General features: G+C 73.2%; 21 protein-coding genes. 11 read left to right on the plus strand and 10 right to left on the minus strand.

The window, feature by feature from the left end; genetic code table 11:
* Positions 1 to 42 precede the first annotated feature (42 nt).
* From IE153_RS19835 to IE153_RS19850, 4 genes are all read left to right on the plus strand, one after another.
* Complete coding sequence (locus IE153_RS19835) at positions 43 to 723, plus strand: maleylpyruvate isomerase family mycothiol-dependent enzyme (RefSeq protein ID WP_189591075.1); 681 nt, start codon at positions 43 to 45, stop codon at positions 721 to 723.
* Between the two features lie 123 nt (positions 724 to 846).
* On the plus strand, positions 847 to 1539 hold the full coding sequence (locus IE153_RS19840) for a copper homeostasis protein CutC (protein WP_189591077.1): 693 nt from the start codon (positions 847 to 849) through the stop codon (positions 1537 to 1539).
* 82 nt (positions 1540 to 1621) lie between these two features.
* Positions 1622 to 3139, plus strand: coding sequence for an AfsR/SARP family transcriptional regulator (locus tag IE153_RS19845; protein ID WP_189591078.1), 1518 nt, complete (start codon positions 1622 to 1624; stop codon positions 3137 to 3139).
* Positions 3140 to 3223: 84 nt separating this feature from the next.
* Positions 3224 to 3964, plus strand: coding sequence for an SDR family NAD(P)-dependent oxidoreductase (locus IE153_RS19850; RefSeq protein ID WP_189591080.1), 741 nt, complete (start codon positions 3224 to 3226; stop codon positions 3962 to 3964).
* 82 nt (positions 3965 to 4046) lie between these two features.
* On the opposite strand, the gene IE153_RS19855 is transcribed toward IE153_RS19850, so the two are convergent.
* On the minus strand, positions 4047 to 6101 hold the full coding sequence (locus IE153_RS19855; protein WP_189591081.1) for a HelD family protein: 2055 nt from the start codon (positions 6099 to 6101) through the stop codon (positions 4047 to 4049).
* 282 nt (positions 6102 to 6383) lie between these two features.
* Between IE153_RS19855 and IE153_RS19860 the strand changes: the two genes are divergently transcribed.
* Positions 6384 to 6572, plus strand: a complete 189-nt coding sequence (locus tag IE153_RS19860) for a hypothetical protein (protein WP_031111032.1) — start codon at positions 6384 to 6386, stop codon at positions 6570 to 6572.
* A gap of 66 nt (positions 6573 to 6638) precedes the next feature.
* Here the strand turns inward: IE153_RS19860 and IE153_RS19865 are convergent, their stop codons facing one another.
* The gene (locus tag IE153_RS19865) at positions 6639 to 8282 is read right to left on the minus strand and encodes a DNA repair helicase XPB (RefSeq protein ID WP_189591082.1); all 1644 of its coding nucleotides are present in this window, start codon (positions 8280 to 8282) and stop codon (positions 6639 to 6641) included.
* A gap of 181 nt (positions 8283 to 8463) precedes the next feature.
* Between IE153_RS19865 and istB the strand changes: the two genes are divergently transcribed.
* Entirely contained in the window at positions 8464 to 9705 is a 1242-nt protein-coding gene (gene istB / locus IE153_RS19870) for an IS21-like element helper ATPase IstB (protein ID WP_189591083.1), read from the plus strand.
* On the opposite strand, the gene IE153_RS19875 is transcribed toward istB, so the two are convergent.
* From IE153_RS19875 to IE153_RS19880, 3 genes are all read right to left on the minus strand, one after another.
* Positions 9683 to 9871, minus strand: a complete 189-nt coding sequence (locus IE153_RS19875; RefSeq protein ID WP_189591084.1) for a hypothetical protein — start codon at positions 9869 to 9871, stop codon at positions 9683 to 9685. The genes istB and IE153_RS19875 overlap by 23 nt on opposite strands.
* Before the next feature lie 110 nt (positions 9872 to 9981).
* The gene (locus tag IE153_RS42385; protein ID WP_257027809.1) at positions 9982 to 10113 is read right to left on the minus strand and encodes a hypothetical protein; all 132 of its coding nucleotides are present in this window, start codon (positions 10111 to 10113) and stop codon (positions 9982 to 9984) included.
* Positions 10114 to 10280: 167 nt separating this feature from the next.
* A complete protein-coding gene (locus IE153_RS19880) occupies positions 10281 to 12821 on the minus strand; it encodes a helicase C-terminal domain-containing protein (protein WP_189591085.1) in 2541 nt (846 codons plus the stop codon).
* 164 nt (positions 12822 to 12985) lie between these two features.
* On the opposite strand from IE153_RS19880, the gene IE153_RS19885 reads away from it, so the two are divergent.
* Positions 12986 to 13972 (plus strand): hypothetical protein, encoded by a 987-nt coding sequence (locus tag IE153_RS19885; RefSeq protein WP_189591086.1) that lies wholly within the window; start codon positions 12986 to 12988, stop codon positions 13970 to 13972.
* A 53-nt stretch (positions 13973 to 14025) separates the two neighbouring features.
* Entirely contained in the window at positions 14026 to 14658 is a 633-nt protein-coding gene (locus IE153_RS19890) for an HAD family hydrolase (protein ID WP_189591088.1), read from the plus strand.
* On the opposite strand, the gene IE153_RS19895 is transcribed toward IE153_RS19890, so the two are convergent.
* Positions 14637 to 14885 (minus strand): hypothetical protein, encoded by a 249-nt coding sequence (locus tag IE153_RS19895; RefSeq protein WP_031110609.1) that lies wholly within the window; start codon positions 14883 to 14885, stop codon positions 14637 to 14639. The two genes, IE153_RS19890 and IE153_RS19895, sit on opposite strands and share 22 nt — an antisense overlap.
* 164 nt (positions 14886 to 15049) lie before the next feature.
* Here IE153_RS19895 and IE153_RS42580 point away from each other — a divergent pair, with 164 nt between their 5' ends.
* A complete protein-coding gene (locus IE153_RS42580; protein ID WP_010035896.1) occupies positions 15050 to 15433 on the plus strand; it encodes a cold-shock protein in 384 nt (127 codons plus the stop codon).
* A 17-nt stretch (positions 15434 to 15450) separates the two neighbouring features.
* Here the strand turns inward: IE153_RS42580 and IE153_RS19905 are convergent, their stop codons facing one another.
* The 4 genes from IE153_RS19905 to IE153_RS19920 all read right to left on the minus strand — a co-directional run bounded on the left by IE153_RS19905 (position 15451) and on the right by IE153_RS19920 (position 19066).
* Complete coding sequence (locus tag IE153_RS19905; protein WP_189591090.1) at positions 15451 to 16296, minus strand: 1,4-dihydroxy-6-naphtoate synthase; 846 nt, start codon at positions 16294 to 16296, stop codon at positions 15451 to 15453.
* Entirely contained in the window at positions 16286 to 16975 is a 690-nt protein-coding gene (locus IE153_RS19910; RefSeq protein WP_229829070.1) for a futalosine hydrolase, read from the minus strand. Before IE153_RS19910 ends, IE153_RS19905 begins: the two co-directional genes overlap by 11 nt.
* A gap of 80 nt (positions 16976 to 17055) precedes the next feature.
* A complete protein-coding gene (locus IE153_RS19915; RefSeq protein WP_189591091.1) occupies positions 17056 to 17529 on the minus strand; it encodes a DUF2771 domain-containing protein in 474 nt (157 codons plus the stop codon).
* A 103-nt stretch (positions 17530 to 17632) separates the two neighbouring features.
* A complete protein-coding gene (locus IE153_RS19920; RefSeq protein WP_189591093.1) occupies positions 17633 to 19066 on the minus strand; it encodes an MFS transporter in 1434 nt (477 codons plus the stop codon).
* A 271-nt stretch (positions 19067 to 19337) separates the two neighbouring features.
* On the opposite strand from IE153_RS19920, the gene IE153_RS19925 reads away from it, so the two are divergent.
* Both IE153_RS19925 and IE153_RS19930 read left to right on the plus strand, forming a co-directional pair.
* Positions 19338 to 20264, plus strand: a complete 927-nt coding sequence (locus IE153_RS19925) for a DUF3027 domain-containing protein (protein ID WP_189591095.1) — start codon at positions 19338 to 19340, stop codon at positions 20262 to 20264.
* 581 nt (positions 20265 to 20845) lie between these two features.
* Positions 20846 to 23974 carry a sacsin N-terminal ATP-binding-like domain-containing protein gene (locus tag IE153_RS19930; protein ID WP_189591097.1) on the plus strand — a complete coding sequence of 1043 codons (3129 nt, stop codon included), beginning with the start codon at positions 20846 to 20848 and terminating at the stop codon, positions 23972 to 23974.
* The last annotated feature ends 147 nt before the right edge of the window (positions 23975 to 24121 follow it).

Raw genomic sequence — 24121 nt, forward strand, 5'->3', positions numbered from 1 at the left:
GCATTCTCCCGCTGGGCGGGGTCGGGCGCCTAGCGTGGGGGCATGACGACTCCTGCTGATGTTCCTGACGTACGGGACCCCGAGCAGCCCGGGCGGCTGCTGACGATCGAGCGTGAGGCGCTGATCCCGCTGCTGCGGGGCCGGGCCGGGGAGGATTTCGCGCGGCCCGTCGCCGCGTGTCCGGGCTGGACGGTGCGGGACGTGCTGGCGCACTGCTCGGCCGCGCTCACACGGGCGGTGGAGGGCCGGTTCGAGGAGGGCGTGTTCTCGCCCGAGTGCAACGACCGGGACATCGCCGAGCGGGCCGGCTGGAGCGACGCGCAGGTCGTCGACGAGCTGGAGCGGGGGATGGGCGCGGCCGGGCCCGTGATCGCCGGGGCCGGCGGGAAGCTGGACGGTCTCGCCCTCGGGGAGTGGGTGCACGCCGGTGACGTGCGTGAGGCCCTCGGGGAGCCGGGGGCGTACGGCGGGGCCGGGCTGCCGGACGCGCTCGCGCTGCTCGCGCGGATCACCCGCGAGCGGGGGCATGTGGCGCTGCACGCCGACCTCGACGACCTGGACGAACCGCTGCGGCTGGGGGAGAGCGGCGGGGAACGGCCCCCGGGCCGCTTCATCGGGGACGGGCCGACGCTCGTACGGCTGTACACGGGACGGCCGGTCGACGGGGTGCCGGCGTTCGAGCTGGCCGGGGTGGAGGCGAAGGAGCTGAACATCTTCGGCTGACGCGGGCGAAGGGGCCCGGGGGCTTGGGATCCGGCGGGAGTGGGCAGCGTAGTCTTGATTGGACTAGACCTGTCGCAACCGTCAGGCGTCCGTACGCCGACGCCGTGCCGACGAAGGGGCCCCATGAGCAAGCGTGCAGTCCTGGAGGTGATCGCCCTCGGCGTCGAGGACGCGGTCGCCGCCCAGGCGGGAGGCGCGGACCGCCTCGAGCTGGTCAGCGACATGGCGGCCGACGGGCTCACTCCGTCGGCCGCCACCGTCGCCGGGATCCGGCGTGCGGTCGACATCTCCCTGCGGGTGATGATCCGTCTGGCGGACGGGTTCGCGGCCGGGGACGTCGACCGGCTGGTGCGGGTGGCCGGTGAGCTGCGGGAGGCCGGGGCGCAGGAGTTCGTGCTGGGGTTCCTCGACGCCGGGGGTGTGGTCGATCTGGCGGCCGTGGAGCGGGTGGTGGCCGTCCTGGACGGTTGCCCCTGGACCTTCCACCGGGCCATCGACCGGGCCGCGGACCGGGACGCCCTGCGCAAGCAGCTGGACGGGATGCCGGGGTTGGACACGTACCTGACGGCTGGGGCCTCGGGTGGGGTCGACGACGGGCTCGGCGTGCTGCTCGCGGAGGCGGCCCGGCAGGGACAGCCGGGGTACGAGCAGCATCTCCTGGTGGGGGGCGGGCTCCGGCTCGACCACGTGCCGACGCTGCTGACGGCCGGGGTCGACGGCTTCCACATCGGCGGGGCGGCTCGGCCGGAGGGCTGGGAGGCACCGGTGTCGGCGGATGCCGTCGCACGGTGGCGGGCCGCCCTGGACGCCGTCTGAACGTCCCCGGCCCCCGCCCCTACGGGGAAGCAGGGGACGTGCCCGTGCGTTGGGCCGTTGCATGAGCCTGCGCTTCTCACTGATGGGTCCGGTACGAGCCTGGCACGACGAAGAGGAGATCGATCTGGGGCCGCGCCAGCAGCGGGCAGTGCTGGCGGCGTTGCTGCTGAACAACGGCATCCGGCTGAGCAACGACCAGTTGATCGGCATGGTCTGGGACGACCCGACGCCGAGCGCGGTGATGGCGTTGCGGACGTACGTGTACAAGATCCGCAAGACCCTTCCGGAGCTGAACCTGAAGTCCAGGGACGGGGGGTACACGGTCCGCGCGGAGATCGTCGACGATTGCGGCGGAGAGCCCCTGGAAGGCCTCCGGAGTGCCTACTTCGACGCGCAACGGGTGCGGCTCGGCGACTACCGGCTCAAGGCGCGGGAGGACTGCCTCGAACGTGAACTCGACGTGCTGGAGCTGCAGAAGCACGTCGCCGCCTTCCCGCTCAGGGAACGACCGCGCGCTCTCCTGATGCGCGCGCTCTACCTGGAGGGCAGGCAGGGCGAAGCACTCGACCACTTCCACCGGGCGCGCGCACTCCTCGACGAGGAACTCGGCCTCGAACCAGGGCCGGAGCTGCGCGAGGTCCACGCGCGGATCCTCAAGGGCGACCTCACCCCGCCGCGCAGACCGGAGCAACTGCTCCCGGATCTGGTCGACTTCACCGGCCGTGCCGAGGAGATCGCGCTGGCTCTCCGGACGGTGCCGGGCACGGTGGGCATCACCGGTATGCGGGGCAGCGGCAAGACCGCGCTGGCCACCCGGATCGGCCACCTCGTCAAGGGCCGCTTCCCGGACGGTCAGATCTTCGTCAGGGGCGGGGACGTCGCCGGCGAGCTGTTGCGCGCGGTCGGCGTGGAGAACCCCGTCGGCGACAAAGCCGCACTGTGGCGGGAGAAGGCGCGGGGCAAGCGTTTCCTCGTCGTGGTCGACGACGTGCAGGACGCGGCGGCCGTACGCGATCTCGCCACGCCCGGCTCGGCGATGATTCTCACGAGTGTCCGCCGGTTGAACGAGCTGCCGGGGGTGACCTGGCTGAAGACCGCCGGGCTGGCCGAGCGGGAGGCACGGGACTTCTTCCGCAAGGTCCTCGGCCCGGTGCGCGCGGACGCGGAACCCGGGCAGGCCGAGGTGCTGCTGGAACGCCTCTCGCGCCTGCCCGGCCCGATCAGGGTGATGGGCGGCAAGCTCAGCTCGCGTCCGCACTGGACGATCGGGATGGTCCTGCTGCAAATGGAGCGGGAGAGCAAGCTCGACGGCGTGATCCCCTCCGACTGCGCTGCGATGTTCGGCCCGTTGATCGCGGCCGAGGAGCAACTGAGCGATCCGGAACGGCACATGCTCACGTGCTTCGCGCGCCAGGACGCCGAGGTGATCGACAGCCGCCATGCGGCGGACATGTCCGGGGCCGACCCCGGCGAGATCGAGATGGTGCTGGAGTCGCTCACTGGCGTGCATCTGATCGAGCCGCTCGTAATCGGCCGCTACCGGCTGCCGCACTTCGTGCGCCTCTACTTCAGGCTGCGCACACTGGCCCTGACCACCTGATTCATTTCGATGTCCGCGCGATCTGACCAGGCCGTATATCCGGAAGTTATGCTCCGACGATCTGGCGCCGCCACGTTTGCAGACATGTCAACCAACGAACTGCAGGACAAGAAGGCACTCGTCACCGGCGCCACGTCGGGGATCGGCCGCGCGATCGCGGTCAAGCTCGCGGAGGCGGGTGCCACCGTCTACGTGACGGGGCGCAGGGCCGAGCTCGGCAAGGAGACCGTCGAGCTGATCGAGCAGGCGGGCGGGACGGGCCACTTCGTCGTCGCGGACGTCGCGAACATCGACGACGTCCGCAAGCTCGCCGAGGAGGTCGGCGAGGTGGACATCCTGGTGAACAACGCGGGCGTCTTCCCGTTCTCGTCGACCCCTGAGCAGTCGCTCGACAGCTACGAGCAGGTGTTCGACATCAACGTTCGTGCGTCCTACTTCCTGACGGCCGCGCTCGCGCCGGCCATGGTGACCAGGAAGAAGGGCGCGATCGTCAACGTGTCGTCGGTCGCCGCGCAGATCGGCACCCCGGTCGGCTCCGTCTACAACGCCTCCAAGGCCGCGATGGACGCGCTGACCCGGTCGTGGGCCGTCGAGTTCGGCGCGGCGGGCGTTCGTGTCAACTCCGTGGCGCCCGGCCCGATCCGGACCGACATGGCCGTCGACACGGTGGGCGATATGTTCGAGGCGTTCAGCCGGAGCACACCGCTCGGCCGCGCCGGCGAGCCCGAGGAGATCGCCGAAGCCGTGGTGTTCCTGGCCTCCGACAGGGCCGGTTACATCACCGGCGCGGTGCTCACCGCCGACGGCGGCCTGGTCGCGACCTGAGCGCAGGAGCGCCTGCTCGGCGCTGAGGGGCCACGCCCGCGGGCATCACCGCCAGTGATGCCCGCTGTACAGGCCCGATGCTTCAGTGAAGGGTGGTCGACGCCAACTGCGGCGGCAGCCCGGCGGCGTGCGTGACGATCAGGCCCGACACAGCTCGCGTCAGCGCCACATACAGACGTCGCAGGCCCGTCCGTTCGTCCGGTTCGCCGTCGACCACCGCCCGGGGTTCGTCCAGGACCACGTAGTCGTACTCCAGGCCCTTCGCGAGGGACGCCGGGACCAGGGTCAGGCGGGTGTCCTGGGTGGTTTCCTCGCCGGGGCCGAGGTACGGGATCCCGGCCTGCTCGAGGGCCTCGGCCAGCTCCGGGACGCGGGCGTCCGCCGCGATCAGGCCCGTCGAGCCCTCGTGGCGCAGCAGCTCGCCGCACGCCTCGACCACGTCCTTCGGGCCGGAGACCGGCCGGACCTCGAAGTGGCCCGGGTTCTCGCGGATCGACGCCACCGGGGTGAGGCCCGGGGCGATGTGCGGGAGCAGCCGGGAAGCGTAGGTGATGACGTCCGTCGGGACACGGAAACCGGCCGTCAGCTCCTCCACCAGCGCCTCCGGCTTGCCCAGATGCGTCAGCGCCTCCTGCCAGCCCCGGGTCGCCCACGGCGTCGTGCCCTGCGCCAGGTCGCCGAGGACCGTCGCGCTGCCGGTGGTGCAGCGGCGGCCGACCGCCCGGTACTGCATGGGGGAGAGGTCCTGCGCCTCGTCGAGGACGACGTGCCCGAGGGAGTGCGTGCGCTGGATCAGATCCGTCGCCTCGTCGATCAGCACGGCGTCCGCCGCCGACCACTTGGCCGACTTCACGCTGCGCGCCGGCTTCGCCCAGAGGATCGCCTTCTGCTCGTCCTCGTCGAGGATCCCCTCGGCGTGGACGGCGAGGAACTCCGCGTCCGACAGCAGCCGCAGCACCAGCTTCGCCGGGTCGACCGCCGGCCAGACCGCCTTCACCGCCGCCTTGACCGCGCTGTTGCGGGCCACCGCGTCCTGCACCCGGTCGTCCGGCGCTTCACCCGACCGCTCCATCTGCACCAGCACGGCGTGCGCGATGCGCTGCGGCAGGGCCTCGCGGGCGGCGCCGTAGCGGATGTCCCGGTCGAGCAACTCGCGGACGAGCTCCTCCAGTTCGTACGCCGGGATCCGCCAGCGGCGGGAGCCGCGCACGACCACGACCGGCTCGGTCGGCATCGTGACGTGCGCGTAGAGGGCCCGGCGCAGCACCCGCGCCAGCCGGGCGTCGCCCTTGACGACGGCGGCCGTCGCATCGTCCGTGCCCTTGATCTCGACGTGGGCGACGAGGTCGTCGACGGTCGCCTGCTGCACGGCCAACTCGCCCAGTGCGGGCAGCACTTGTTCGATGTAGTGCAGGAAGGACCGGTTCGGCCCGATGACCAGCGTGCCGGTACGCGCGAGCCGCTCGCGGTGGGCGTAGAGGAGGTAGGCGACCCGGTGCAGGCCGACGGCGGTCTTCCCGGTGCCGGGGCCCCCTTGCACGCACACCGTGCCGGACAGGCCGGAGCGGACGATCTCGTCCTGCTCGGGCTGGATCGTCGCGACGATGTCCCGCATCGGGCCGACGCGCGGCCGTTCGATCTCCTGCTGGAGCAGCTTGCTGGTCCGGGAGGCCTCGGCCGGGTCCGACAGGTGCTCGTCCTCGTAGGCCGTGATGTCGCCGCGGGTGTAGCCGAAGCGGCGGCGCAGCGCGACGTCCATCGGGTCCTTCTTGGAGGCCCGGTAGAACGGCTGCGAGACCGGCGCGCGCCAGTCGATGACCATGGGGTCGCCGTCGTGGTCGTGCACGTGCCGGCGTCCGATGTAGAAGCGCTCCCCGTCCGCCCCCTCGGCCTGCTCGGCGCCCGGCGCGTGCAGGTAGTCGAGCCGGCCGAAGAACAGCGGGGTGTCGCTGAGGTCCGCGAGCGCCTTGATGCGCTCCTCGATCTGCCGGGCCAGCACCTCGGCGTTGACCCAGTTCGCGGTGACGTCGGTGATGTCGAGGGCTTCGACGTCCTCGCGCATGGCACGCAGGGCGGAACGGGACGCGGAGAGGTGGGAGCGCTCACGCGAGAGCGGGTCGTCGACGGGCGTGGACAAGGGGGTGCCTCCGGAGGGACCTGCTGAAGAGTGGGCGGTAGATGCCGTCCGGTTTCCGTCCGGTCGGCGGCACTCCGCTAGGGAGGCGGGCAAGAGCGGAGATCTTAGACGAGCGGGGGCACCGGCCGCGAACGGTTTTCCGCCGCCTCCTTTCCCGTCCCCTAGGGGACAGGGCCCTCCTCCCTGAGGGGAGCGGGTCGCCCCACAGGCGTACGCGGACCGCCGCACAGTTCGGTCCGGAGACCGACGCAGTCTTTACGGTCGAAAACGCACCATGGAGACATGAGCGCAGCAACCATCCACCCCGCCCCGGCACCGGGCCGCCCGCCCGGCGCCACCGCCGTGGCCGGCAGTCACAGCCACCGCCTCGGCGATGCCCTGCGCGCCGTCAAGGTCTTCGTGGGCGCCGCCTTCGACGTGGTCGTACTCGGTCAGTACGGAGAGGAAGTCGGCGTGGTCCGCCGCAAGTGAGAAGGCGTGGTCCGCCGCACGTGAGGTGGCCCGGTCCGCCGCGAGCGGGCGGGCCGGCCCCCAGCGTCAGCTCTCCGTCAGCAGCTCGTCCGCGTCCATGATCCGGTACGCGTACCCCTGCTCCGCCAGGAACCGCTGTCGGTGGGCGGCGAAGTCCTGGTCGATCGTGTCGCGGGCGACCACCGAGTAGAAGTGCGCCTGGTGGCCGTCGGCCTTGGGGCGCAGGACCCGGCCGAGGCGCTGGGCCTCCTCCTGCCGGGAGCCGAAGGTGCCCGAGACCTGGATGGCGACCGTCGCCTCCGGCAGGTCGATCGAGAAGTTCGCGACCTTGGACACGACGAGCACGCTGATCTCGCCCTCCCGGAAGGCGTCGAAGAGCTTCTCCCGCTGCGCGTTCGACGTCTCACCCTTGATCACGGGCGCCCCGAGGTGCTCACCCAGCTCGTCGAGCTGGTCGATGTACTGCCCGATGACGAGGATCTGCTGCCCGGCGAAGCGGCGGACGATGGCCTCCGTGACCTTCCGCTTGGTCGCCGTCGTCGCACAGAACCGGTACTTCTCCTCCGCCTCGGCCGTGGCGTACGCGAGCCGCTCGGAGTCCGTCAGATTGACCCGGACCTCCACGCAGTCGGCGGGCGCGATGTAGCCCTGCGCCTCGATCTCCTTCCACGGCGCGTCGAACCGCTTGGGGCCGATCAGGGAGAACACGTCCGACTCCCGGCCGTCCTCGCGCACCAGGGTGGCGGTCAGGCCGAGCCGCCGCCGCGCCTGGAGGTCGGCGGTGAACTTGAAGACCGGCGCGGGCAGCAGATGCACCTCGTCGTAGACGATCAGCCCCCAGTCCCGCGAGTCGAACAGCTCCAGGTGCGGGTAGACGCCCTTCCGCCGGGTCGTCAGCACCTGGTACGTGGCGATCGTGACGGGCCGGATCTCCTTCTTCGTCCCGCTGTACTCGCCGATCTCCTCCTCGGTGAGCGAGGTCCGCTTCACCAGCTCGTGCTTCCACTGCCGGGCGGAGACGGTGTTCGTGACGAGGATGAGGGTGGTCGACTTCGCCTGGGCCATCGAACCGGCCCCGACCAGCGTCTTCCCGGCGCCGCAGGGCAGGACGACGACACCCGACCCGCCGTGCCAGAAGTTCTCCACGGCCTGCTTCTGGTACGGCCGGAGCGCCCAGCCGTCCTCGGCCAGCTCGATCTCGTGCGCCTCGCCGTCGACGTACCCGGCGAGGTCCTCGGCCGGCCAGCCCAGCTTCAGCAGGGTCTGCTTGATCTGCCCGCGCTCGGAGGGATGCACCACGACCGTGTCCGGGTCGATGCGGGCGCCCACCAGGGGCGTGATCCGCTTCGACCGGAGGATCTCCTCCAGCACCGGGCGGTCGGTGGTGGTCAGCACCAGGCCGTGCGCCGGGTGCTTGGACAGCGTGAGGCGTCCGTAGCGGTCCATCGTCTCGGCGATGTCGACGAGCAGCGCGTGCGGCACGGGGTAGCGGCTGTACTGCACGAGCGCGTCCACGACCTGCTCGGCGTCATGACCCGCCGCTCGGGCGTTCCACAGGCCCAGCGGGGTCACGCGGTAGGTGTGGATGTGCTCCGGCGCCCGCTCCAGTTCCGCGAACGGGGCGATGGACCGGCGGCAGTCGTCGGCCTGCTCGTGGTCGACTTCCAGGAGCAGGGTCTTGTCGGACTGGACGATCAGCGGACCATTCACGCGCGGCACCCTTTCTGTGGCCGAAGGACTCGGACGGCTCGACAGCGCGACGCCTCGGCCAAACGTCCAGTGTGCCTGATCGACCGGGTCGGGTGGTGTGATCTGCGCGTCCGGTCGTACTGAATGCCTATTCATCCCAACGTGTGGTGTGAATTCAGTTTTTCCATCGCGGCCCCGAAGAATGGCGAAGGTGCAGAACCCGACGACCACCACGCTCGGATACGCCCTGTTCGCCACCCGCTGGCTCCAGGCCCCGCTGTACTTCGGGCTGGTGGCCGCCCAAGGCGTCTACGTCTACAAGTTCTTCAAGGAGCTGTGGACCTTAATCCTGATGTGCGTGAGCGGGCACGCCACCGAGACGTACGTGATGCTCGCGGTGCTCAAGCTGGTCGACGTCGTCATGATCGCCAACCTGCTGATCATGGTGATCGTCGGCGGCTACGAGACGTTCGTCTCGCGCATCGGCCTCCAGGGCCACCGTGACCAGCCCGAATGGCTCTCACACGTCAACTCCAACGTACTGAAGGTCAAGCTCGCCACGGCGATCGTGGGCATCTCCTCCGTGCACCTGCTCCAGATGTTCGTGGACGTCCACCACACCTCCCACCACGCCCTGCTGTGGGGGACGGTGATCCACATGGCGTTCATCGCCTCGGCGGCGATCCTCGCCTACATGTCGGGCCCGATGGTCGCCCACACGGACCGCGCGCACGCCGACCGTTCACCGGCCACACCGGCAGCCCAGGCCGCCCGCCCACAGGAGCACGAGCGGCAGCAGGAGAAGCCGGACCCCGAGACCCCGGCCGCCGCGCCCGCCCTCCCGCGGCAGAGCGACGCGGACGCCGACGCCGAGGCCCGGATCCGCGCCGCCGGGTTCCCCGCGCGCAAGCTGCTGGAGGACTTCGACGAGCAGCACCCCCGGGGCTTCGACCGGGAGGCCGTGGCGCGGCTCGGCAAGGCGGACTTCGTCACCGCCCGGCGCAACGTCGTCTTCGTCGGCCCGCCCGGCACCGGCAAGACCCACCTGGCCGTCGCCCTGGGCGTCCGCGCCTGCCAGGCCGGGCACCGGGTGCTGTTCGCGACCGCCGCCGAGTGGGCCGCCCGGCTCGCGGACGCCCGGGCCGCCGGCCGGCTCGACGCGGAGCTGACCGCGCTCGACGATCACCCCCTCCTGATCGTCGACGAGGTCGGCTACACGCCCCTCGACCCGGCGACGGCGGGCCTGTTCTTCCAGCTCGTCGCCCACCGCTACGAGCGGGCCTCGCTGATCGTGACCAGCGGCCGGCCGCTCGGCCGCTGGGACGAGGTCTTCGGCCCGTCCGCCCCGGCGCTGACGGACCGGCTCGCCCATCACGCCGACCTCGTGCGGCTGGACGGCGACAGCTACCGGACGCGCCGCGCTACTTCAACGTGGGCAGACTGACGTTCTGGACCAGCGGCCCTTCGACGGTGACCCCCTCGGTGACCAGCGGCTCCACGGCGGCGACCGGCAGGGGCAGCGGCAGCGCGGGGGCCGCGGCGGCGGAGGGCGCGAGCGCCCCCACGAGCACGACGGCACAGAGAGCGGCGGCGGGCAGGTTCTCACGCATGGGAACGGCAGGGCCTTTCGGAGACTGACATCGGGGGGACGGCGACACCGCACCGCCGCGTGCCGGCCCGGGGGACGCCCGGACCGGCACGCGGAGCGCGCGGAAGCGGATCAGATCTGCGGTGTCTCCAGGACGAGGCCGGCGACGTCGATGCTCACCGCGGAGGCCGGGGTGGCGAGCCCGCCGAACGTCATCAGGGCGGCGGTGACGAGGACGGCGGCGACTCGGCGGACAGCGCGCATGGGGGGTTTCCTTTCGGAGCGGCTCACAGGACACCCGGTGGCTGCCCCCGCGCACACGGCGTGACGCGGCACGCCCGGGAAGGTCGCCCGAGCGTGGGACATTCCCGGCGTGGCGTGCATGAACGCCCGCGCGCACCCGAACGGGTGACGCGGCCCGCGCGGGGCCGTCAGCCCTCGTCGTCGGCGAGCTCCGCGACCCCGGTGATCCGGTGCAGCGGATACGTGCGGACCTCGTCCGCGGTGTGGTCGTACGCCGTGACGAAGCCGCCCTCGACGCGGATCGGGGCGATGACCCGCTGGCTGGCGGCGCCCTCGGCGTTGACGTAGCCGATCCACAGGGCCTCGCCGGTGAGGACGGCGGCCTGCATGGTGGCGAGGGTCTCGGCGGCACCGGTGCGGGGCAGCTCGCCGTTGGCCGCCGGGGCCGCGCCGGGCTTGCGCGGGGTGGTGGAGGCGAGGTCGCCGGCCCGGATGGCGCGCAGCGCGGCCGCGAGGAGGGTGTCGTCGGGGACCGGCGGGCCGTCCGGGACCGGCTCGGGCGCGGTGCGCGGCGGGGTGCGGTGGGCCAGGGCGCGGGTGATCAGCACATCGCCCTCGGCGGACTCGGCGGCCGGCGCGAACCCCAACGCCCGCAGGCCTTCCAGGAGCCCGGCCGGATCGGCCTGCGCGGCCAGCACGGTCGGGGCGAGCCGGCGCAGCCCCAGCCCGGCGGCCCGCTTGTCGGCGAGGATCTCGCTGAGCACCGCGTCGTCGTCGCAGCGCACGTACGCCGAGGCCGCGCCGACCCGGAGGTGGCCGTGCCGCCGGGCCACGTCGTCGATCAGGTACGCGAGCGGCTGCGGCACCGGCGTGCGGGAGTGCGCGGCGAGGAAGGCGTGCAGATCGGAGGCGGCCTGCCCGGCGTCCAGCGCCCGCCGCACCGAGCCGGGCGTGAACCGGTAGACCGTCGCCCCGCCCTTGGACTCGACGTCCGCCAGCACGCCCAGCATGTCCGCGAGCGGCCGTTGCAGGGGGCCGGGCGCCACCGCCGTCAGGTCGGCCTGGAGCAGCACGTGGTCCAGCGGCTCGGGCAGCAGCGGCGCGAGCAGCCGGGCCGCGGCGGCGGAGGCCACGGCCTGTTCGGCGGGGGAGAGGGCGGTGAGCGGGGTGGGGCGGTGATGGTGGTGGACGGGCAGCTTGTCCCCCGGCCCGGAGGGTTCCGCTTCCGGGCCCGGCGCGGGAGCCGCGGGCGCGCCCAGCAGGGCCCGGCCCTGCGCCGACAGCGCGCCCCGGCCCGTGACGCCCAGCTGCTCCGCCTCGGACAGCGCCCACTCGGCGAGCCGGCCGCGCAGATCGTCCTCGCGCCGGTCGCCGCGCAGGGGCCGCTCCCACCGCAGCCGGGCCAGCACCGAACCGGCGGCCGGCGCGGCGCCCTCCGGCAGCCCGGCCAGCAGCGCCAGCACCCGGTGCCGTACCTCGGGCGCGGCCGAGCGGTCCAGGCCCGGCCCGAGCGCCGACAACGTACGGTCCTTCGCGTCCCGCCCACCCACCAGACCGGCCGTGCGGGTCGCCGCGAGCCAGGCCGTGACCAGCAGCGACCAGCGCTCGGCGGCCGGGAGTTCCCGCCACTCGTCGTACGCCGGGGTCGCCGCGTACCGCTCGTCGGCCTCGCCGTCCGAGGCGATCAGGCCCGCCGCGTACGCCAGTTCCACCCAGAACGCGGCGACCGGCTCGGGCACGTCCAGCGCGACGGCCGTCCGCTTCAGGTCGCGCACGCTGAGCCCACCGGCCCGCAGCACCGCGGGCCCGCCCTCGTCCCAGTCCTTCAGCAGCTCCTCGACGGTCGCGAGCGCGGTGTACGCCTGTCCGGCCGCCGCGCTGTCCACAACCTGTGGACGGTGAACGGCCGCCGTCTCCACGGCCGGCGGCACGGGCTCGGGCGCCCGGTGCGCCAGGCCCCGCCGCAGATGCAGGGCGACCTCGCGCGGCAGGACGACCGTCCCGGGGGCCGTCGGCAGCAGCAGTCCGCGGTCCAGCAGCCAGCGCAGCCGGGGCGCCGGATCGGCCGTGACCTGCCCGTACGGCGGCCCCCACACCAGGCGTTCCAGCACGTCGAGGGAGTCGGCCGGGGCGTCGGCGAGCAGCGCGGCCATCCGGGCCCGGTCCGTGAACAGCCCGGCCAGGGCGGTCACCGCGGAGACCGAGTCGTGCGTCGACGCCAGTCCGGCGGCCGTGACGATCTCCTGGATCCGGCCCGGCGACATCCCGGCGGTGGCCTCCTGGACCGTCGGGCCGAGTCCGGTCGGCGAGGGGTGCTGCGGCGAGGGCGCCAGCAGCTCACGCGCCGTGCGCACCAGCCGCAGCCGGTCGTCGCCGCCCCACACCAGGGCCTGCTCGCGTAGCAGGTCCACGGCGTGCGGCAGCGCGGCGACGACGGCCGGGTCCGCGTCGTCCCCGGCCATGAGCCCGAGCAGTTCGCCGTACGCCGCCGGGTCCGCCGCCACGGCCAGCGCCTCCGCCGTCTGGAGCGCGAACCGGTCAAGCCGCTCCAGCGCCCGCACGACCGAGGCGCGGGTGCCGGCCCGGGTCGCGAGCTGGGTGAGGTCGGTGGGGACGGGCGTGATGAGATCCGGGCGGCTGCGCAGGAGCGCGCCCAGCGAAGCGTCGCCCCGCGCGCGGAGCGCTTCCGCGAGGGAGCGGGGGGCCGGGGGCCTGTCCTCGGTGCTCATCCGGTCCACGGTAGCGGGTCGGCCCCGGCGGCCGGGCCGACTGTGCGGGGCCGCGGCCGGGGCTCCCTCCCCGAACGCGGGACGGGGTTTTGGCCGCTTCGCGGGCACTCGCGGTACCGTCGTGCGACGGCGTCACGCAACGCACCCGCCCCGGAGGGGACTTCGTGGGGATTGAGAGCGACCAGGTCGTTTACGAGTATCTGAGCCGCGTCGGCGACGTGGCCCAGCAGCGGCAGTTGTCGTCGGCCACCCGTATGCGTCTGGTCGCGGACCTGCGCAACGAGATCGACAAGCGCCGCGCGAAGGCCACCGTCGACTCGCCCGCCGCCGTCCGCCGCATCCTGACCCGCCTGGGCAGCCCCGACGACGTCGTGACCGCGGCGGCGGACGGTACGGGCGGTGAGCCGCACGGCGCCGCCCCCGCCTCCGTCCCCGTGCAGCGCGAGGCCGAGCCGGAGGAGCGGGCGAAGGGCGTCATGCGGCGCGTCGTACCGCGTCCCCGGCCGGCCCGGTCCGCCGGGGAACCGCACCCCGCGCCCTCCGACGGCCCGGCCCCGCCGCACCTGGCCGCCGGGCACGAGCTCGGCGACGGCGCGCTCCAGCCGGACTGGTGGCGGGTCGACAGCAGCCCCTTCGGCGTGGGCGACGAGGTGCCGGGGTTCGTGGGCGGCGTGGAGGTGCCGGACCTGCTGAAGCCGCCGGCGCCGCGCAAGCCGGAGAAGGAGAAGCCGGACGCCGGGGACACCGCCCCGGTCGTCGAGACGGCCGAGGTGACCGAGAAGGGCGGCCGCCGGCTCCCGCGCCTGCCCAGCACGAACTGGAGCAACCCGCTCCTCCTGATCGCCGCGGGCCTCCTCGTCGCCGGTGCCGTGCTCGGCAACTGGTTCGTCCTCCTGCTCGGCTGGCTCATCGCCTACGCCTCCCGCCGCCTGACCCAGACCGAGACGAAGTGGGCGGTCGTCATCCTGCCGAGCCTCTCCGTGGTGGGGGGCCTGGTCTGGCTGTGGGGCCGGATGAACGGCCGCTGGGGCGACCCGATCGCCGAGGGCCACATGAACGCCGCGGTGGCGGAGACCTGGCCGTGGGTGGTCAGGGGCGCGGCGGTGGCGTCGGCCCTGTTCCTGGTGTGGCGCTCACAGCGCTCGCGCTAGGGCCGCCACAGCCGGACGCCTGTCGTTCACACCCTCTGGGCACAATGGCCCATATGGCCTTCATGACCCCGCCCGCGCTCACCGTCGGCTTCGACCTCGACATGACCCTCATCGACTCCCGGCCCGGCATCCGCGCCTGCTACCAGGCGCTGTCGGAGCGCACGGGCACGTACATCGACGCCGACCTGACGGTCACGCGGCTCGGGCCGCCGCTGGCCGAGGAGCTGATCAACTGGTTCCCGGCCGAGGAGGTCGCGGCCATGGCGGACCTGTACCGGGCGATGTACCCGGCCATCGCCATCACCGCGACGCCGGCGATGACCGGTGCCCGGGAGGCCATCGCGGCCGTACGGGAGGCCGGCGGACGCGCGATAGTCGTCACCGCCAAGTACGAGCCCAACGCCAAGTTGCACCTCGCCCACCTGGGCATCGAGCCCGACGCCGTCATCGGCGACCTGTGGGCCGAGCAGAAGGCGGAGGCCCTGCGCGAGCACGACGCGGGCGTCTACGTCGGCGACCACGTCGGGGACGTCCGCGGCGCCCGGACCGCCGGGGCGCTCTCGGTCGCCGTGGCCACCGGGCCGTGCCCCGAAGAGGAACTGCGCGCGGCGGGCGCGGACGTCGTCCTCGCCGATCTGACCGAATTCCCGCGGTGGCTTTCGGACTACCGTCCCGCGCGCGCCTGACGGCGGCCCGCCGCCACGGAACGCAGCACTCCCGCACCGGCCATCAAAAATCCGACGGCCATGAGCATGCTCAATCCGAACATGTACGTCGGAAAGGGAGTCGTCCCGAGGAACAGCGGGGCGACCGTGACCAGTGTGGCCAGCGCACCGATGAAGAAGACGACGGCTCCGGCACGGACCAGGCGGTCGCCGGGAGCGGCGGAATTCGTTTGGGTTTTGTCACGCACCCGACCAGGGTAGTTCCCAGCGCGAAGGAACAACCGGGTGACGTCTTGTCACCGGCTGCAAGAGCATTAGCCTGGGTACCGGCGGGTCCGTACGACCCGCCCGAGTGCTATCAAGAGCCGTTTCCAGAAGCAGTTTTCCGACGAGTACGAGGACGAGGACAGACGTGCCTACCGGCAAGGTCAAGTGGTTCAACAGCGAGAAGGGCTTCGGCTTTCTCTCCCGCGACGACGGCGGTGACGTCTTCGTCCATTCCTCGGTCCTCCCCGCCGGAGTCGAGACGCTCAAGCCGGGTCAGCGCGTGGAGTTCGGCGTCGTCGCCGGGCAGCGCGGCGACCAGGCGCTGTCCCTGACGATTCTGGACCCGACCCCGTCCGTCGCCGCCGCGACCCGCAAGAAGCCGGACGAGCTGGCCTCCATCGTCCAGGACCTGACGACCCTCCTGGAGAACATCACGCCGATGCTGGAGCGCGGCCGCTACCCCGAGAAGACCGCCGGCAAGAAGATCGCCGGCCTGCTGCGCGCGGTCGCCGACCAGCTGGACGTCTGAGGCCCGAGGAAGGGGACTCAGGGAAAGCGCAGCGCGTCCGGGCCGAGGGGCGGTACGAGTCCCTCGGCCGCCGCACGTGTCAGCAGCCCGCGCACGGCCGCGTAGCCGTCCTCGCCGAGGTCCGCGGTGAACTCGTTGACGTACAGCCCGATGTGCTGGTCGGCGACGGCCGGGTCCATCTCCTGGGCGTGCTCCATGACGTACGGCCGGGACGCCTCGGGATCGTCCCAGGCGGCGCGCACGGACGTGCGGATCGAGTCGGCCAGCAGCCGCAGCTTCTGCTCGCCCAGCGACCGCTTGGCGATGATCGCGCCCAGCGGGATCGGCAGCCCCGTGGTGTGCTCCCAGTGCTCGCCCATGTCGGCGAGCTTGTGCAGCCCGTAGTTCCGGTACGTGAAGCGCGCCTCGTGGATCACGAGCCCCGCGTCGACCTTGCCGTCCCGCACGGCCGGCATGATCTCGTGGAACGGCATGACGACGATCTCGCCGACCCCGTCCGCCACGGTGTCCGCGGCCCACAGCCGGAACAGCAGGTAGGCGGTCGACCTCTCACTGGGCACCGCGACGGTCCGCCCGGTGAGGTCGACATCGGCCTCCCGCGTCAGCACCAGCGGCCCGCAGCCCCGCCCCAGCGCGCCCCCGCAGGGCAGCAGCGCGTAGTCGTCGAGGACGTAGGGCAGCACGGCGTACGACACCTTCAGCACGTCGAACTCGCCGCGCTCGGCCATGCCGTTGGTGATATCGATGTCGGCGAAGGTGACGTCGAGGGCGGGGGCGCCGGGGACGCGGTCGTGGGCGAGGGCGTCGAAGACGAACGTGTCGTTCGGGCAGGGCGAGTACGCGATCTGCAGCTCAACTGTCATGCCGGTTCCAACTCTCCAGTACGGGCGCGAGCTTCCCGAACCCCTCGGTCAAGGCTGCCAGAGCGTCGCCGATCCGCCATGCGGCGCGGTCACGCGGCCCGACGGGATTGGAGATCGCCCGGATCTCCAGCACGGGCACCCCCTGCGCGGCGGCGGCCTCGGCGACGCCGAAGCCCTCCATGGCCTCGGCGAGGGCGGTGGGGTGCCGCTCCCGCAGCGCGGCGGCCCGGACGGCCGTCCCGGTCACGGTCGACACCGTGAGCACGGCCCCGGCCCTCGCCCCGGCGCTCTCGGCGACCCGCCGGACGAGACCCGCCGGCGGCTCGTGCCTGACGGTCCCGAACCCGAGCTCGGTCACCGGCAGGAACCCGTCCTCGGTCTCGGCCCCCAGATCGGCCGCGACGATCTCGTCGGCGACCACGAGCGACCCCACGGGCGCCTCGGGCTGGAACCCGCCCCCGATCCCGGCCGACACGACCAGGCCGTAGGGCGTGCCCCTCAGGGCGGCGGCGGTGAGCGCGGAGGCGGTGGAGGCGGCGGCGAGCGCGGGTCCGACACCGGCGGCGATCACCTCGAGCGAGCGCCCGTCACCGCCGTGGGCAGTCGTTCCGCTGGGGCGGAACGGGTGGGCACGGCCGACAGCGCCGAGCACCGCGTCATCGGGCCCCAGGGACGACATCCCGAGGCCCGCAGCCACCGCGTCCCTCTCCACGGAGACTGCGGTGGCCACAAGAATCCGGCCGAGCCCAGCGGCAGCGATCAGGCGTCCTTCTTGAGCTTGAAGTTCCAGAGCCCCGAGGTGTCCTTGTCGCCTTCCTTGATGGAGACCAGCGTCGAGTTGCCCTGCGCGCCGTACTGGGCGTTGAAGAACACGCTGCCCGGAATCGTGCGGTAGGTCTTCGTGCTGGAGTCGGTCAGCGGCTGACCGTTCATCAGGATCGTCCAGCCGTTGTCGGCGATCTCGGGGTCGACACCGAAGCGCACCGTCTCGTCGGGGTCGACGGAGATGCTCTTGATGCCCTTGTCCTTCAGGCACCCGGCGAGATCGGACGGCTTCAGGGCGTCGCCCTCGCCGCCGCAGGTGGCCTCGGAGTTCACCGAGTCGCTGCCCACGGTGACCGTGGCCATCGGCGTCGGCTTGTCACAGGCCGACAGGACGAGCAGTCCGGCGGATACGACGCCGGCGACGGCGACGGCGCGGCGGCGTCGCACAACGGATTGCAACGTGTTCATGGGCGAAGGCTATAGGGCGCGCGGGTCGCACCGCCCACGCGGGGTACGGCTCCCCCGGAGATCCATCAGAAGGGCCCTACCGGAGATCCACCAGAAGTCGGCCCTACGCGACACGCGCCCGCCCCGAGCCCCCGCGCCGGGACGAGCCGATCAGCCCCCGCACGGTCGTCAGCCACCCGACGCCGACGATCGCGGCGCCCACCGCAAGCCCGGCCGGTCCGTTGAGCGGCATCACGATGCCGATCGCCCCGCCCAGCACCCACGACATCTGCAGCAGCGTCTCGGAACGGGCGAAGGCCGACGTACGGACGCTCTCGGGCACGTCCCGCTGGATCAGCGCGTCCAGCGACAGCTTGGCCAGGGCCTGCGCGAACCCGGCGATCGCGGCCAGACCGGCCACCAGCACCGCGCCGAAGAACGCCGCCGCCGTGATCGCCGCGCCCGCCACGCACGCCACGACCGTCACGATGATGATCTCCGGCGCCCGGGACCGCAGCCACGCCCCGACGGCCGTGCCGAGCGCGTTGCCCACCCCCGCCGACACGCCCACTATCCCCAGCGACACGGCGGCGCTCTGGCCGGAGACCGGGTGCTCGCGCAGCAGGAACGCCAGGAAGAAGATCAGGAACCCGGTCAGGCAGCGGATGGCGGCGTTGGCGGCCAGGGCGTGGGTGACGGCCGGGCCGACCGTGCGCAGCCCGGGGCGCTTGACGGGCTGCCGGTGCGGGCCGTGCAGGTGCTGCTCGTCCGCCGCCAGCAGTGCGCGGTCCTCGCCCTTGGCGGAGTCGACCTTCGGCGGCAGCCTGAACGACAGGAATGTTCCCGCCACGAAGATCACGAAGGCGCCGATGAGGGGCCAGCGCGGTCCGATCTGCTGGAGCCCGGCGCCGACCGGCGCGGCGATGCCGGTGGCGAGGAGCCCGCCGAGGGTGACGCGCGAGTTGGCCTTCACCAGGGAGAAACGCGGTGGCAGCAGCCGGGGCACGACGGCGCTTCTGACCACGCCGTACGCCTTCGAGGACACCAGGACGCCCAGCGCGGCCGGATACAGCTCCAGGCCCCCGGTGACGACCGCGCCGGACAGGACGATCGCGAGCAGCGCCCGGGCGAGCATCGCGCAGGCCATCGCCGCGCGGCGGCCGTGCGGGACGCGGTCGAGGAGGGGGCCGACCACCGGCGCGAGGAGGGTGAAGGGCGCCATGGTGATGGCGAGGTACAGCGCGACCCGGCCCCGGGCCTCGTCGGTCGGCACGGAGAAGAACACGGTCGACGCGAGGGCGACGGTGATCATCATGTCTCCGGCGCCGTTCACGCCGTGCAGTTCGATCAGCTTGCCGAGGCCGGACTCGCCGGCGCCGTGCGCGTGGGTGGCCTTGCGGATGCCGCGGGCCGTGCCGGTCACGGGGAAGTGCAGGGCACGGCCGACCGCACGGAAGGAGCCGCCCAGACGGCCCGGTCCGTTCAGTCGGCTGCTTCCCTTGCCCCCTTTCGACCCACCGGTCCCGGTGGCGCCCGGGGGTGTCTTCGCGGCTGCCACGACGTCATAGTGCCCCGATAAGGCTGTGGGTAGTGCCATTACCGCTTGTATAGGGCCTGTGGGGTGACTGTCCGGGGGGCGGTCCGGGGTCGGGTGGGCGGTGCAACAGGACCGTCGGTGTACGCGAAGTGGGGCGGAAGGGTAGCGTGCGTATCTCAGCCATCCCGCAAAATGGATGAAGGATGTCGACGCGGTCCCCCGGTCCGCTCCGTCCGCCCCCGCGCTGGGAGTGGCGCACTCGTGAGACGGCGTATGGAGAGAAGCGATACCTGTGAGCGCAGCGACAACGCGAAGCCGCACCCCTGACCGTCTGTGCGCCGAGGCCGTCGACCTCGCCCGCGCCGCAGCCGAGGAGGCCGCCGCGCCGGGCATCGTCGGCGAGCACGTGGGGCTGGTCTCCGAGGGGGACCGCGTCGTCACGCACTTCTTCCAGTGCCTGGAGCTCGGGTACCGGGGCTGGCGCTGGGCCGTGACGGTGGCCCGGGCGTCCCGGGCGAAGATCGTCACGGTGGACGAGGCCGCGCTGCTGCCCGGCCCGGACGCGGTGCTGGCGCCCGAGTGGGTGCCGTGGAGCGAGCGGCTGCGGCCCGGCGACATGGGGCCGGGCGACCTGCTGCCCACCGACGCCGAGGACCTGCGGCTGGAGCCGGGCTACACGGGCGAGGACGAGCCGGCGCCGAACGTTCCCGTGTCGCACGAGATGGCCGACCTCGTGGAGGCGGAGGACGCGGACCTCACCACGGGCCCCTCGTCCGGCTTCACGGTCGCCCCCCTGCGCGGTTCGATCCCGGCGATCGCCGAGGAACTGGGCATGCGCCGGGCCCGCGTCCTGTCCCGCTACGGCCTGCACACCGCGGCCGACCGCTGGGAGGAGGCGTTCGGCCCCAAGACGCCCATGGCCCAGTCGGCTCCCGCCGCCTGCGTCAGCTGCGGCTTCCTCGTCCCCATCGGCGGCTCCCTCGGCCAGGCCTTCGGCGCCTGCGCCAACGAGTTCTCCCCGGCCGACGGCCGCCTGGTCTCCCTCGCCTACGGCTGCGGCGGCCACTCCGAGGCCGCGGTCATGCCCCGCCCGCCCCAGCCGCCCGCCCCGGTCATCGACGAGACCCGCGTCGACCCGTTCCCCCTGCGCCCGTCCTCGGACTCCGGCTCGGTGACCCCGACGGCGGACGCGGACACGGAGGAACTGGGCCACTCGTAGCCGGGCGCGGCCTGCCCGGCCCGGGGTGCTGTGCGCGGCCGAGTCGTTGGCGTGCGGTTTGGCTCCGGGCCCTCAGCCCGGCGTCGTTGGCGTGCGGTTTGGCTCCGGGTTCTGTGCCTGGCTGAGCGACCGGTGGTCGGCCCGGCACGGGGTGTGCTGCCGAGTCGGTGGCGGTCGGCCTGGCTACAGTGCCTGCGCCCGGTCGTGCCACCGGCGGTCTGCCTGGCTACGGGCTCGCGGCAGTCCGTGCCACCCGCGGTCCGCCTGGCTACAGTGCCTGCGCCCGGTCGTGCCACCGGCGGTCCGACCGGGTAGGGGTTCCCGCCCGGCCGAGCCGCCGGTCGTGGGCCCGGCACGGGGTCCCTTGCGCTGCTGAGTCATCGGGGGCCGCTCGGACCCAGTGCCGTGCGCCGCTGCGTCGTCGAGGGCGCGCTCGAACGGGGGCCTGTGCCGTCGAGTCGACGGCACTCCGCCCGGAGAGGGCGACCCCGCGTCCCGGTGGCCCGCGCCGGGCGGGCGCACGGTGGGTGCTTCTCAGGCGGTACCTTCGTCCTCACGTCCACGAGGAGAAGGAACGGAACGTGAGCAGCAAGTTCGTGCGGCCCGCCGCCGAGGGGGCCGATCCGTTCGGTACCGCCCGCCTGCGGCGCGGTGTCCTCGACGCCTGGGCCACCAGCCCCGCCCGGTTCCGCGAGGACGCCAACGCCGAGGAGGACCTGGTCCTCGGCGGTTACCGTGACCGGCTCGTCGTGGAGCTCGCCCAGAACGCCGCCGACGCGGCGGCCCGGGCCGCAGTGCCGGGACGGCTCCGGCTCACCCTGCGCGACGGGGTGCTCGTCGCCGCCAACACCGGCGCCCCACTGGACGCCGCCGGAGTGGAGTCCCTGTCCACGCTGCGCGCCTCGGCCAAGAGGGACCCGCGCGACACGTCCTCCGTGGGTCGGTTCGGTGTCGGCTTCGCCGCCGTCCTCTCCGTCACCGACGAGCCCGCCGTCGTCGGCCGGCACGGCGGTGTGCGCTGGTCGCTCGCCGAGGCCAGGGCACTGGCCGCCGAGACCGCCCGGCACAGCCCCGGCCTCGGGGACGAGGTGCGGCGCCGGGACGGACACGTACCGTTGCTGCGCCTCCCGTACGCCGCCGAGGGCACCGCACCCGCCCCGTACGACACCGCCGTCATCCTGCCGCTGCGGGACGCGGCCGCCGCCGACCTCGCCGAGCGGCTGCTGCGGGCCGTCGACGACGCCCTGCTGCTCACCCTCCCCGGACTCGAAGAGCTCGTCGTCGAGATCAACGGGGAGAACCCGCGGACCCTCACCCGCCGTACCGACGGTGCCTTCACCGTCGTCGACGACTCCGTCCACGGCGTCACCCACTGGCGCACCGCGGCTGCCCACGGCCCCCTCACCCCCGACCTCCTCACCGACCGGCCCGTCGAGGAGCGGCTGCGGCCCCACTGGTCCGTCACCTGGGCCGTCCCCGTGGACAGCGACGGCAGCCCCGCCCGGCCCCGCACCAGCGCGGTCGTGCACGCCCCCACCCCGAGCGACGAACCGCTCGGCGTCCCCGCGCTGCTCATCGCCTCGTTCCCGCTGGACTCCACCCGCCGGCACGCCGCCCCCGGCCCGCTGACCGACTTCCTCGTCCAGCGCGCCGCCGACGCCTACACCGAACTCCTCGGCGACTGGCGGCCGGTGACCTCCGGGATCATCGGCCTGGTGCCCGGCCCGCTCGGCAAGGGCGAGCTGGACGGCGCCCTGCGCCAGGCGATCCTGGACCGGCTGCCGCGGACCTCCTTCCTGCCGCCCGCGCTGCCCCCGCGCGAGGGCGACGACCTGCCCGAGGCCCTGCGGCCCCGGGACGCCGAGATCGTCGAGGGCGCGGGCGCGGACACCGTGCGGGTGCTCGCCGAGGTGCTGCCCACGCTGCTGCCCGCCGGGCTGGAGCGCCGCGCCGAGCTGCGGACCCTGGGCGTCGCCCGCGTCCCGCTGACCGACGCGATCGACCGCCTCGCCGGGCTGGAGAAGGAACCCGGCTGGTGGCGGCGGCTCTACGACAGCCTGGCCGGGATCGACCCGGACCGCTTGTCGGGACTCCCGGTCCCGCTCGCCGACGGCCGGACGACCATCGGGCCCCGGCAGATCCTGCTGCCCGGCGCGGAGGCCGCCGGGATCGACCCCGAGGTGCTGGCCCGGCTCGGACTGAAGGTCGCCCACCCGGACGCCGCCCACCCGATCCTGGAGAAGCTCGGCGCGCTGCCCGCGACACCCCGGGCCGTCCTCACCACCCCGCAGGTCCGGGCCGCCGTCGCCGCGTCCCTGGACGACGAGGGCGCCGTGAACTGGGAGGAGGACATCCTCGACGCCGACGAACTGGCCGACACCGTGCTCGCGCTCGTGCGGGACGCCGGCCTGGAGCCCGGTGACGAGCCCTGGCTCGGCGCGCTCGCCCTGCCCGACGAGGACGGCGAACCGGCCCCGGCCTGCGAACTCGTCTACCCCGGCAGCCCCTTCGCCCAGGTCATGCGCGAGGGTGAACTCGCCGCCGTGGACGCCGAGCTGGCCGGCAAGTGGGGCGAACAGCCGCTGGCCGCCTGCGGTGTCCTGGTGAACTTCGCGATCGTCCGCGCCACCGACGTCGTCCTCGACCCGGACGAACTGGAGCCCCGCGAGGGGGACTTCGCCGAGCCCGACGACGCGGGCCTGCTGGACGCCGTCGACGTGTGGTGCGAGGACATCCTCGACCGCTTCCCGGACAGCCCGGTGCCGCCGGTCGCCACCGAGATCGTCGCCGTACGGGATCTGGACCTCGTCGACGAGGGCAAGTGGGCGCAGGCGCTGACGCTGCTGTCCCGGCCGCCGCTCAGGGACGCCATCGTGCAGCCCGTGCGGATCCTGCTGCCGGACGGGACGCACGAGGTCGTCCGGCCGTACACCGCCTGGTGGCTGCGCGGGAACCCGGTGCTCGACGGCCGCCGCCCGGCCGGCCTGCGGGCCGCCGGCGGCGATGCGCTGCTGCGCGGGCTCTACGACGAGGCCGACGCGACCGGGTTCGAGGACGAGCAGGTGCTGCGGGCGCTGGGCGTGCGGACGTCCGTCGCCGCGCTGCTGGACGAGCCCGGCGGCGCCGCCGAGCTGCTGGAGCGGCTCGCCGACCCCGAGCGCGAGGTGACGGGCGCTCAGCTGCACGCCCTGTACGGGTCGTTGGCCGAGCTGGACCCCGAGCAGGTGACCCTGCCGGACGACCTGCGGGCCGTCACCGACGGCCGGGTGGAGGTCGTGGACGCGGCCGACGCCGTGGTGTGCGACTCGCCCGACCTGCTGCCGTTCACCGAGGGCGTCCCGCTGCTTCCCGTACGGCCGTCCCGCGCCGCCGATCTGGCCGAACTGTTCCAGGTGCGGCGGCTGAGCGAGTCCGTCACCGGGGAGGTCACCTCCGAGGGCGCCGAGCACGACGTGCCCGAGCCGGTGCGGGTGCTGCTCGGCCGGAGCACCCCGTCCTTCTACGTCGAGCACGAGGAACTCGTCGTCGACGGCGTGGAGATCGACTGGCGGCTCACCGACGACGGTGTCCTGCACGCCGCCACCCTGGAGGGCGTCGCCGCGGGGCTCGCCTGGGCGGCGGGGCAGTGGCCGCGGCGGTTCGAGGTGGCGGCGCTCCTGGAGGACCCGTCCCGGACCGAGGAACTGGCGCGGGACCGGTGGTTCGACTGAGCCGGCGGTGACGTGCGACCGAGTCGACGGCGACGTGCGATCGCTCGTGAAAAATTCCGCACACATTTTTCACTCGTCGTACAACCATACGCATGGCTGAGGAATCTGATCACGTGAGTCAACAGACTCCACGATCACTTGGGCCCC

This window comes from Streptomyces massasporeus (assembly GCF_014648995.1).
GTDB classification, from domain to species: Bacteria; Actinomycetota; Actinomycetes; order Streptomycetales; family Streptomycetaceae; genus Streptomyces; species Streptomyces massasporeus.